Below are 10,944 nucleotides of genomic sequence, written 5' to 3' on the forward strand. Positions count from 1 at the left end.
GGCAAATTAAATGATAAAGAGCACTTTTAGAATTCAGGTTAGTCAGAGGATAATCTGAAAGACGGTTAAATCGAACAGTACCAGTACCATCACTCTCTCCCGTTTTATACCAACACTAATAGCAATATTATCAGGAAAAACGTGTAAATTGGACGAGCGGCGCTTTACGGTACCAAGCCCCAAATCTCAGTGATAGCTATTCAAGTTCACTTAAATAGTCTTTATAAGTATATTTAATCCCATATGTCCTATATATAGATTTTCTCTATAAATTTTATTCACAATCCTGCCCTCCTAAAAGCCCTATTGGGGTCACACGACGATTCGGAAAATATTGTACGCTAAGAGCGTAACCTTATAAAATTTGCTTCGATTAATTCCTTGTTACAAAGTGAAGTCTTTGTCAGAGTTACCCTGCTTTTTGACCTTTGCAATAGTTGATCGACTACAGCCTAAAAGATGTTGAATCTGAGACCAACTTTTCCCCTCACTAAGTAAAAGTGCTACGTTTTCTCTCAGCTTGAGATCTGGTTTTCTCCCTTGGTATTTACCCAAGGCTTTTGCTTTCTGTATTCCCTGTGCCTGTCTTTTACGTCGAGTCTCATAATCATCCCTGGCCATTGCCGCAGCGAGATCAATCATAAACTCAGTGAGCACTTTTGAAATCATAGAACTTTCGGCGTTACCACTGAGGGCCGCATGAGTCATTGGCTGGTCAAGAACAACAATATGAAGTCCCGCATCAACTAATTGATGTTTGAGCAGCTTCCATTGTTCATATGGCAATCTTGATAACCTATCAACCTTTTCGATAAGCAAAATATCATTTTGATGAGAATCATCTATTAAACGTGATAGCTCAGCTCTTTCTAGTTTAGAACCTGATTGGTTTTCAATATAGAAACTGGCAATACGTACACCTTTTTGATTAGCAAACCGCTCTAATTCAGCTTTAGCACGATTAGCATCCTGTTCAACAGTTGATGCTCTTAGGTATCCTCGTATGAACATTTTTGTCACTTCGGTCTGTTTTAAGTATGGTATTCAATATTAGTTCACATAGGGTATAAAACCAATAATAAACGAACCAGTTTTTCAAAGATGCGATATGGTTTGCTTGAGGTGTACCCAATTCAGACTTTTTTATTTTAACCGAGGCATTGCTTAACCATAGAATTTGCGTTTGTTATCTGTATGGGTGAGTGGTTATTAAAGTTGACGTGATTGTATATAAATAAAAATCTATATAGAATATAGTCTATACTAAGAAAACAAAGATAAAACATGTGGAATGTAGTAACTAGACCACTTTTTGACGAGTGGTTTCTATCACTAGATGAAAGCGATCAAATTAATGTCCGCGCATGCATCCAGGTTCTTCTTGAAAGAGGGCCTCAGCTGAGCAGACCATACGCTGACACTGTGGAAGATTCAAAGCACAGCAACATGAAAGAGTTGCGAGTGCAAAGCAATGGGAAACCTATACGGGCTTTCTTTGCTTTTGACCCAGAAAGAACAGGAATTATCTTATGTGGCGGTGATAAAACTGGCGATAAGAGATTCTACAAAAAGATGATTCCGATTGCTGATGCAGAATTTGATGAGCATTTAGAGGAACTTAAAAATGAAAAGTAACCCATTAAGCGTACTTGACGCAAAAATGTCACCAGAAGCACTTGCTGCCGCTAAAGAAAAAGCAGCGGATATGCTTCTTGACATTCGACTTGCTGAGCTTCGAGAGATCACCCATCTATCTCAAGTAGAAATCGCTAAAGCTATGGGCATTAGCCAGCCATCAGTTGCCAATCTAGAGAAATCTGGCAAAGATTTACGTCTTAGCTCTCTAAAGAAATACGTCGAAGCGACCGGTGGCAAGCTTCGCATTGATGTAGAACTGCCAGACGGAAAACATTTTGGCTTCCCGGTGTGAAACTTGAATGCTTGTCTGAGTTGTATATTAGGTTGCTTGCCCTGCTTGTAAGGACGCAAGTGCGGTGACAAATCATATTAAAATGGCAGCGAAGCATAGGGACGCTGCCATTTCTAACTTAAAAATGCCCCATTCCCATTTAGAGTACTTGCTCATTCATTTCGTGTTAAAAGTGAATTGGATTAGGTTTGGTAATGTTGGTGAGGTACAGCCAAATCGCTTCAATAAGAGAATTTGCCGCTACCTGTCTTCTTACCAACTATCGACATTTGCTGTGGATAGCTTGACCTTTGACCTAACTCCAAGGTCTACAATATGTTTAGGTGGACTCACGGTGAAAGCCTATTGGAAAGCTCGCACCATCCACGGTCAACCTCAACCTGTTAACTCTATTGTTTGACGGAGTAACCACCATGACGACTAAACGTAAAATTGAGATATTCAGCGCTGGTTGTGCTGTATGTGAAGAAGTTGTCGAACAGGTGAAGAGCATGGCTTGTCCATCATGTGATATTGCCGTTCTTGATATGCACGAACATAGCATTGCTACCCGTGCGAAGAAGCTTGGAATTAAGTCACTTCCTGCCGTTGTTATTGATGGCAAACTCGCTGATTGTTGTGCCAACCGTGGTATTGACGAGTCGGTGCTTAGGGCCGCTGGGGTGGGTTCGCCTTTAGGGCGCAGCACGCCTTAACGGTCAATCAAGGAAACTTGATTGAGACGCAATTAAGAAAGAAATTAGTAGTTCCGCCATTGTATGCCATCTCCCCTTTTTTATCACAGTTTCTCCAGCAGTTGGGACAACTGGGTGAGCCTCTGATGGTTCTGTGCTATCTGCGGATCAATAAGCCTCTTTTCACGATTGATTTACCGATGGTCGGGGAGAACGAGGGCGGATAAAAGAGGTTTGATGTCTTGTAACCTTAAGCCCGCAACCATCGCTGCTCTAATCAAGGTTAAGCGGTCAAGAGCGGTTTCATCAAACAACCAATAGCCGCCTTTTGTTTTTGAATAGGCTGAAATTAATCCTTCAGCCAGATAGTTTCTCACTGTATGTACAGAGTTATCAGCCGCTTTGGCGAGGTTTGAAATTGTGATTGGATAACCACTTTCAATCGACATTCCTGGGTGAGTTTTAGTCATAGAAATTGTCATCTTCAACCCTCGTTACACATCAATACACAAGTCTATTCGTTAACCCGCACAACAAGAGAGTGCTTTTACATCCTTGCTAAAAGTCTGGGCGCATAACTTTAACCCTTCAACCATGGTGAGATAAGGGAACAACTGTTCAGCTAATTCCTTAACTGTCATTTTATTGCGAATGGCCAGTGCAGCGCTCTGGATGATCTCTCCTCCTTCATGGGCGAGAAGCTGTGCGCCAATGAGTCGTTCTGTATCGGCATCGATGACTAACTTGATAAAGCCGTCCGTTTCAAAATTTGCCAATGCCCTTGGGACGTTTTCCATCTCCAAAACGCGAGAGTCGGTATTGATCCCTTGAGCTGTGGCCTGCGCATCTGTAAGCCCTACTGTTGCCACTTGCGGATCGGTAAATATCACTGACGGCATGGCGGATAAATCCAGGGTCACATCACCGCCTGTCATATTAGTGCCTGCACGGCTGCCAGCGGCGGCGGCCACATAAACAAACTGAGGCATGTTACTGCAATCACCCGCTGCATAAATGTGGGGGACAGAAGTTTCCATTCGCGAATTCACTTTAATGCAGCCATTCTTATCCGTTTCAACACCTGCTATATCAAGGTTGAGCTTGGCAGTATTAGCGTGACGTCCAGTGCTCACCAGTAATTTATCACTGCTTAATTGGCCATTGTTGGTTTTCAGCTTGAACTGTTTACCATCGAAACGTATCTCACTGGCCTGGGTATTAGTCAGCACACGGATACCTTCTTTTTCAAATGACTTGGCTAACTGTTCGCCCAATAAGGGATCTTCTTTGTATAGCAGGGTATGTCTTGCCAATAGAGTAACTTCAGCACCCAAACGTCGGTATGCCTGGGCAATTTCTAGTGCCACGACTGATGAGCCGATGACAATTAAATGCTCAGGTGTTTGCTCTGCGAACAGAGCTTCGTTAGATGTCCAGTAAGGTGTATCTGCCAGTCCGTCGATTGGAGGAATGGTAGGTGTAGAGCCTGTTGCTATAAGGAATCGGTCAGCAATCACTTCCACCTCTTGACCATCAGGTTTGCTTACCACCAATGTCCGTGCATCTTTAAAGCTTGCGTACCCCTTTATGAGGCTCAGTGCGGGGTTGTTATCCAAAATATTCTGGTATTTAGCAGCCCTTAACTCATTAACACGAGACGTTTGTTGTTTTGCCAACAAGGAACGGCTAAGTAATGGAGCCTGATTTTCCAGCCCTGCAAACGGGTTGCTGCGTTGTTGCTGAGCCAATTGTGCCGCTCGGATCAGTATTTTTGATGGCACACACCCTACGTTCACGCAGCAGCCGCCAATAACCTCATTGGCTTCTATAATCGTCACCCTAGCACCGCCTTCAGCAGCTTTAATTGCGCAGGCAAAAGCGGCTGAGCCACTACCAATAATGGCAACGTGAAGTTCATCGCTTCCACTACACTTAGCTTCACCACCACTGCAACAGGATGATTTGGAGTGATTTACTGTCACTTCTTCAGCGTCAAAGGCAGATTGGTCATTATTCATTTATTTCATCCTGTTGATTAGGAGGGCAACAATCGGACTTCTGTTGTTCCCCTTTATTTCGGTATAAGGCGTAAACGGTCAGGCCAACAAAGAATGCCAACGCAGGAAGCAACGCATAATCCAGATAACCCAGTAACCCAGATAAACCAACCGCTCCCAGCAATATGACCAGTACAGGGGTAAAACAGCACAGTGCGGCAATAACCGTTCCTGCTATACCCAGCCTCAATAACTTGCGCTGTCTATTCATGGCAATCTACTCTTTCACGAGCGAGGGATAACCTGCATTAGTCGTGGCGTCGATTAAGGCTTTTGTATTGGTCATCTCATCGTCAAAGGTGACTTTTGCCAGCCGTTCCTCGAACTTCACCTCAACATCAGTGACGCCATTCACCTTCTCCAGTGACTTAGTCACTGTAATGGGGCAAACAGGGCAATTCATGGTTGGCACTTCCAGGGTGATAGTCTGTGGTTTAGCAATGACACCGAAAGTAGTCAGGAGCAGTCCTGTCGTAAGTAACAGCTTTTTCATTTTAATCACCTTTTCCTTTTCTATTAAACGACCCATAAAACCCAGTAATTACTGGTCACTAAAATCAGCGCCACTAGTGCTGCCAGCCAAAACATCACTTTTCGGCGCTTTTGCACCTGGGGTACAGCACAAGCTTCCCCTGGCTGGCATTCTGTTTGAGGACGATAGAGCTTCCAGCCTGCCCAGCCAAATAAGCTAACGACAGCCAGAATAAAGAAGGGGCGATAAGGTTCAAATAAAGTTAGGTTTCCGACCCAGGAGCCACTGATGCCGAGCAATAGCAATACCAAGGGGCCTGCGCAGCATAAACCTGCGCCGATAGAGGCTACCACGCCCCCGATGAGGGGAAGGTTACTTGCCTTATTTTCCATGACTTACTCCATATTTTCTCTATCTATCAAGTAAGTCTAATCTCCGTACCTACATACGGAGTCAAATTTATTTTGTATCTTTTGGTAGAAGTGTTTTAACGATGGGGCAAGATGACTCAGAGGGATTGCACTTACATTGTGTTACTAGGTTATCAAGTACGCTTTCAAGACGGCACAGATCCGCTATTTTAGCCCTGACATTGACCAGTTTATGTTCAGCTATTTCTTGTACCGACAGACAGTTCCCTTCTCCCAATAGCAGCAGGTTAGCAATTTCCTCCAGTGTAAAGCCAAGCTCCTGAGCACGTTTGATAAATTGAACTCGCTCAAGGGTTGTATTGGGATAGTCCCGATATCCTTGCTCAGGTTTCAACGGTTGGTTGATAAACCCTCGGCGCTCGTAATAGCGAATGGTTTCAACATTGACGCCTGCTGCTTTAGCCAAATCACTAATTTTCATTTCAGCTCCATCATAGTCTTTCTCATTGGAGATAGTAGTTTCTGAGTCTGTATGGGTAAAACTGAATTTGCCAGTTCAAGGTATACGCTAACAAGGTGGATGGGTAAATACCGCTCGCGTGAGATAGTTTTACTTATGACAAAAGACGTCATTAGAGTTCTAACTCTAACTTGGTTCTGTCCATTTCCGAGTTACGATACTGATTTTCAGTGTGTGATCACCAAGCGATTCTGTCGTACCTCACACCTATAAAACCGGATTGTCAGCATTGGGTTTTAATCGAGGCATTTATCTGGTTAGCTAAGTGTGTCCCTTTGACATAGCTACCGGAGGAAATAAGATTGCCACGCAAAACCCTCTTCACGTTATCTGAGCGTGAAACATTAACGGCATTTCCTCAAGAGCATCATGATCTTGTCCGACACTACCTATTTAACGATGCCGACCTTGCCCTTATTAACCAAAGGAGAGGGAAACACAATAGACTTGGGTTTGCTATTCAGCTTTGCTACTTGCGATATCCCGGAAAACCCATTCCTCCAGATGAAGAACCTCCAGCCCACCTGCTGTCTTTCGTAAGTGAACAACTCGGTGTACCGATAACACATTGGAAGAGGTATGCGATAAGAAAGACGACCCGCAGGGAACATCTTACTGAGCTGATGAACTGGTTGGGGATGGCCTCTTTTACTCTGTCCCATTTTCGTCTGTCCGTACAATATTTACTAAAGACTTCGGTCCAAACCGAATCAGGTATGGTGCTTGCCAAAACGTTATTAGATTATCTACGCACCCAAAAGGTAGTTATTCCTGGCATGGAGGTATTGGAAAGGATATGCGCGGAAGCGATCACTCTCGGAACGAAGAGAGTATATCGTGCACTGACATCGGAATTGTCTGAAGGTCAAAAAGAGCAATTGGATCGACTTCTACTGATGCGTAACCAGCAAAGCCAGACGTTTATTAACTGGTTACGGCAGCCACATGGTTTTCCCAATGCAAAGCACGTTCTAAAACATATAGAGAGAATTGAATATATTCAGGCACTATCTCTCCCTGATGGTCTGGAAAAAATGGTTCATCAAAATAGGCTCAGAAAAATAGCCCGTGAAGGTGGTCAAATGACACCACAACATCTCAGGGATTTTGAACCGTTAAGACGACACGCAACACTGGCGGCAGTGGTACTTGATACAAGAGCTACTTTGATTGATGAACTCATAGATATGCATGACCGAATCATGGCTAGTAAAGAGAATGTTGCCAGACGAAAACATGCTGAACAGTTTCAAAGCTCAGGCAAGCAAATTAATGAGCAACTAAAGGTACTGTCACAGGCCGGACGCCTTATTCAGAAAGCCAGAGAATCAAAAAGTGATCCATTTGATGCTATTGAAACCTCCATTGGCTGGCAGGTCTTTCTTGATAGTATCAAAAGCGCAGAGCAACTTAGCCAACCAGAGTTTGATCACCTTACGCTCATTATTGATGCGTATCCTCAGTTACGCCGTTACACTCCGGCGTTTCTTGATGCACTGGAATTAAAGGCGGCTCCAGTCAGCCAGACTCTGCTTGATGCGGTTAATGTCCTTCGTAAACTAAACCTAACCAAAGCGCGTAAGTTACCCGAAGACGTACCGACTGACTTTATTCGAAAACGATGGGCTTCCCTTGTTTTTACTGAGGAAGGAATAAATAAAAAGTATTATGAACTTTGTGTCTTTTCAGAACTGAAAAATGCGCTGCGTTCGGGGGATATATGGGTTCGTCATTCCCGACAGTTTATGGACTTTGAAGATTACCTGCTTCCGCTCGACAAATATCGCACACTGTTTAGCCAACAAGAGTTAGGACTGGATATTGAAACTGACGGTGAATTATTCCTTGAACAGAAAAAGAATCAGTTAGTCACCGCATTGAAACGTGTCGAACTCCATGCTGCTGATAACAACCTTCCCGGTACGATAGTGACTGCCAGTGGAATGCGCATTACACCGTTGATGAACTCTGTTCCAGAAGAGGCTGAGAAGTTGATCAGGAAGGTATCAGCACTTATGCCTAAAGTGAAAATAACCGAGCTTCTGCTAGAGGTAGACAGATGGACAGATTTCTCACGCCATTTTACTCATTTGAAAGGCGGACATCATCAGAATCTTTCCAGCTTTTAATGTGACTAGCGATAAGCACAGGCTCATAATTTACTCCCGTGACAATACAAGTGGACTGACACATTTCAATCACGTTACGGCGAAACTTCGCTTGCTTTAAGCGGACTTTAACGCTTTTCTCGGTCTCTGTTGTTGCTTCTTGTAATTCTCGTCGCTCAGTCAGAAATTCAATATGAATCTCATTCCCTTTCTTTTCGAAAACTAATTGGTCATCAAGAGATAAACCTTCTGGTGTTGGTATGCCACCGATACGAAAGCGCCCCACCACACACTCCAACTTTGCTTCGACCGCTTTCCCATTAAAAATACAAGTTATTGGTAACTTGTCACCTGAAGCCATTTTCTTGGTCTGTTCAAAAAAGTGTGCGATGTCTTTCGGTACACCAGTTTTCTTTTCTTGGATCAGGGATTTATCAACTTCTTTGATAGCAATACTAGCGGATACTAAGGCCCAGGAATGAGAAGAATATGGATAGTTCTGCATAATGAGTTACGATAAGATTGTTAATAGAGTAACCATACCGGAAGTCGTGCAGCATTTATATTATGGATTTTCAGCAATTTAAGTCACTAGTCAAAGAAGTAAAAATTGGTAAGCAATTGCCAGACGCCATCTACTTTCATAGAGATGCTATGTCTTTGGTACCGGATGTCTTACAAAAGTTTGTTCCGGCGGTAGCTAAAGCCGTTAATCTGCCTGAAAATGAGTGGAATTTGATTAAGCTGTTTAAAAACGAATTTCGCTTATCGTTACTTTATTACCCTGATTTTTACGAAGAATCCTATCCCGCGCTACAGCAAAGTTTAAACGTTGACCTTTCTAAATTAAGTCACAAGGTCACCTGTTATCGTTCATCGGATAACCCGCCTATCCTTCATCGAAAAGAAACCATGATTGACCCTGAAAGCGAGTTCTTCCCGTTGTTTCAGGAAATCACAGAGGAAGGTGAACGTGCCGGGTTATATGAGAATACTCGAACGATTGGGTTTCAGCGCTCTTGGCTAAACCTTATCACCAAAAGTGGCTACCAGCTCATTGATGGCCGTTTACATCCTGCTTCTGAGCAAGAGTTTGAGTTCGATGAGGTGGGTATCGACCGGCATAAAACCGCTATTGTAAGGCATGAGCTTTCAGCACCAATGAAGCAGCTAGCAAGACTCGGCTATTTAGATGGTCGCTATTCCATATTTGATTATGGCTGTGGTCGTGGTGATGACTTGCGTGAGTTAGAAGCGCATGGTTTGGATGTGCTGGGCTGGGACCCGAATTTCCGTCCCGATAGTGAAAAGATTAACTCTGATATTGTAAACCTTGGCTTTGTACTAAATGTCATCGAAGACCAAGATGAGCGCTTGGAAGCTTTACTAAGTGCTTGGGATCTCTCTGACAAAGTGCTAGTCGTTTCGGTTATGTTGGCTAATGAGAGCTATATGGCGCAGTTCACCCCCTATAAAGACGGTGTGATAACGTCCCGTAACACCTTCCAGAAGTACTACGCGCAATCAGAAATCAAAGGTTATATCGAGAGAACGCTACAAGAAGAAGCGATCGCTGCCGCTCCTGGTATTTTTTATATTTTTAAAGATAAGCTCGAAGAGCAAATCTATCTGAAAAACAAATATAAACGAACTCATACTTGGCAGCAGCTGACATCACCAGAGCCCATTGCGGCAAAAGACAAAGCAAAACTGGTTATTACGCAGCATTCTGAGCTCTTCAATGAGTTTTGGTCTCAATGCTTAAATCTGGGCCGAGTACCGGCAAACGATGAGTTTATTAAAAGTGAGCAAGTACGTGAGCTTATCGGTTCGCACAAAAAGGTATTCACGCTTTTACAAGAGATGTTCGATACGCATGAGTTTGAACAGGCGCAGCAAGAACACAAAGAAGATTTACTTCTTTACTTCTCTATGGGCTTATTTGAAAAACGTAAGCCTTACACTCAGCAGCCTGAGTCATTAAAGCGAGATATCAAAGCACTATTCAATGATTATAAGGCTGCCCTGAGCCTAGCAACTGAGCTTTTGTTTGCGATATCAGATACGCAGCTTATTGAGGAGCAATGTATTCGAGCGAGCAAGTCTCTTCCGGCATGCATGTTCAACGAAAATCATTCTCTGATTTTCCATAAACAATATGTTGATAGCCTTCCTCTTTTACTCAGAGTATATGTTGGCGCGGGGCTGCAAATGTATGGTGAATTAAATGACGATATCGATTTAGTGAAAATCCATATCACTTCAGGAAAACTCACGCTTTTGGAGTATGATGACTTCGAGAAGTCTGTTCCGATGTTGAAGGAACGCACCAAGATCAAAATGGCCGATCAAGACATCGATTTCTTCGACTATGTTCAAGAAGACCGCCGCCCGCCACTACTCAACAAACATTTGCTTCTAGCGTCCTCTAATGAGAGCGAGGATAAGCAGGCTAGCTTTGATAAGCGATTGGCCAAGCTACTAAATATTGTTTGGGATAGTGAAGTTATCATGCACAGAGGTACTTACGAACAATTACTCAGTGATAATGGCAAGAGAGTGAATGGTTTTAGAATTCTAAATAGATAGAGAATGCCTAAACTAATCTGTACTAATTCAGACCCCTTACTCAACAAAGGGGCCCTGGCGAAAAGCGGATCCAAATCGAGTCTAACCTATGCAAACTATTACATTTGTTGCCCCAGGCGTAGGTCCTTTGTGTTTAGAAGATCTTTGAAACGATACTACTTGGTTTGTTTTTATTTTTGCCCACTGCTTTTCATCTATCAAGTCATCTTTACGAAAATAAAAC

13 protein-coding genes are annotated in these 10,944 nt (G+C 43.2%); 5 read left to right on the forward strand and 8 right to left on the reverse strand.

The genetic code is table 11. The features are described from left to right. Nucleotides 1-384: 384 nt before the first annotated feature. On the reverse strand, nt 385-1,011 hold the full coding sequence (locus tag P4S59_RS24290; RefSeq protein ID WP_238777244.1) for a recombinase family protein: 627 nt from the start codon (nt 1,009-1,011) through the stop codon (nt 385-387). Between the two features lie 273 nt (nt 1,012-1,284). On the opposite strand from P4S59_RS24290, the gene P4S59_RS24295 reads away from it, so the two are divergent. The 3 genes from P4S59_RS24295 to P4S59_RS24305 all read left to right on the forward strand — a co-directional run bounded on the left by P4S59_RS24295 (nt 1,285) and on the right by P4S59_RS24305 (nt 2,625). Beyond that, nucleotides 1,285-1,635 carry a type II toxin-antitoxin system RelE/ParE family toxin gene (locus tag P4S59_RS24295; protein ID WP_258520172.1) on the forward strand — a complete coding sequence of 117 codons (351 nt, stop codon included), beginning with the start codon at nt 1,285-1,287 and terminating at the stop codon, nt 1,633-1,635. After that, nucleotides 1,625-1,930, forward strand: coding sequence for a helix-turn-helix domain-containing protein (locus tag P4S59_RS24300; protein ID WP_170897565.1), 306 nt, complete (start codon nt 1,625-1,627; stop codon nt 1,928-1,930). Before P4S59_RS24295 ends, P4S59_RS24300 begins: the two co-directional genes overlap by 11 nt. 413 nt (nt 1,931-2,343) lie before the next feature. Further along, on the forward strand, nt 2,344-2,625 hold the full coding sequence (locus P4S59_RS24305; RefSeq protein ID WP_029788655.1) for a thioredoxin family protein: 282 nt from the start codon (nt 2,344-2,346) through the stop codon (nt 2,623-2,625). Between the two features lie 173 nt (nt 2,626-2,798). Here the strand turns inward: P4S59_RS24305 and P4S59_RS24310 are convergent, their stop codons facing one another. The 6 genes from P4S59_RS24310 to merR all read right to left on the reverse strand — a co-directional run bounded on the left by P4S59_RS24310 (nt 2,799) and on the right by merR (nt 5,985). Beyond that, nucleotides 2,799-3,086 (reverse strand): MerR family transcriptional regulator, encoded by a 288-nt coding sequence (locus P4S59_RS24310; RefSeq protein ID WP_050582022.1) that lies wholly within the window; start codon nt 3,084-3,086, stop codon nt 2,799-2,801. A gap of 39 nt (nt 3,087-3,125) precedes the next feature. Beyond that, nucleotides 3,126-4,622: a mercury(II) reductase gene (gene merA, locus P4S59_RS24315; protein WP_253644439.1), complete on the reverse strand. Its 1,497-nt coding sequence runs from the start codon at nt 4,620-4,622 to the stop codon at nt 3,126-3,128. Continuing rightward, a complete protein-coding gene (gene merF / locus P4S59_RS24320) occupies nt 4,615-4,872 on the reverse strand; it encodes a mercury resistance system transport protein MerF (protein WP_337169251.1) in 258 nt (85 codons plus the stop codon). The genes merA and merF overlap by 8 nt, the downstream gene beginning before the upstream one ends. A gap of 6 nt (nt 4,873-4,878) precedes the next feature. Beyond that, nucleotides 4,879-5,154, reverse strand: a complete 276-nt coding sequence (merP, locus tag P4S59_RS24325) for a mercury resistance system periplasmic binding protein MerP (protein ID WP_029788659.1) — start codon at nt 5,152-5,154, stop codon at nt 4,879-4,881. Between the two features lie 23 nt (nt 5,155-5,177). After that, the gene (locus tag P4S59_RS24330) at nt 5,178-5,525 is read right to left on the reverse strand and encodes a mercuric transporter MerT family protein (protein WP_029788660.1); all 348 of its coding nucleotides are present in this window, start codon (nt 5,523-5,525) and stop codon (nt 5,178-5,180) included. A 67-nt stretch (nt 5,526-5,592) separates the two neighbouring features. Beyond that, nucleotides 5,593-5,985 (reverse strand): Hg(II)-responsive transcriptional regulator, encoded by a 393-nt coding sequence (gene merR / locus P4S59_RS24335; protein ID WP_029788661.1) that lies wholly within the window; start codon nt 5,983-5,985, stop codon nt 5,593-5,595. A 341-nt stretch (nt 5,986-6,326) separates the two neighbouring features. Here merR and P4S59_RS24340 point away from each other — a divergent pair, with 341 nt between their 5' ends. Continuing rightward, nucleotides 6,327-8,153 carry a Tn3 family transposase gene (locus P4S59_RS24340; protein WP_337169252.1) on the forward strand — a complete coding sequence of 609 codons (1,827 nt, stop codon included), beginning with the start codon at nt 6,327-6,329 and terminating at the stop codon, nt 8,151-8,153. Here the strand turns inward: P4S59_RS24340 and P4S59_RS24345 are convergent. After that, entirely contained in the window at nt 8,107-8,637 is a 531-nt protein-coding gene (locus tag P4S59_RS24345) for a hypothetical protein (protein ID WP_337169253.1), read from the reverse strand. The two genes, P4S59_RS24340 and P4S59_RS24345, sit on opposite strands and share 47 nt — an antisense overlap. A gap of 62 nt (nt 8,638-8,699) precedes the next feature. Between P4S59_RS24345 and P4S59_RS24350 the strand changes: the two genes are divergently transcribed. Next, complete coding sequence (locus P4S59_RS24350; RefSeq protein ID WP_337169254.1) at nt 8,700-10,721, forward strand: DNA phosphorothioation-associated putative methyltransferase; 2,022 nt, start codon at nt 8,700-8,702, stop codon at nt 10,719-10,721. Nucleotides 10,722-10,944 lie beyond the last annotated feature (223 nt).

Origin of the sequence: Vibrio sp. M60_M70 (genome assembly GCF_037162085.1) — a bacterium.
In the GTDB taxonomy this organism is placed as follows: Bacteria; Pseudomonadota; Gammaproteobacteria; order Enterobacterales; family Vibrionaceae; genus Vibrio; species Vibrio diabolicus.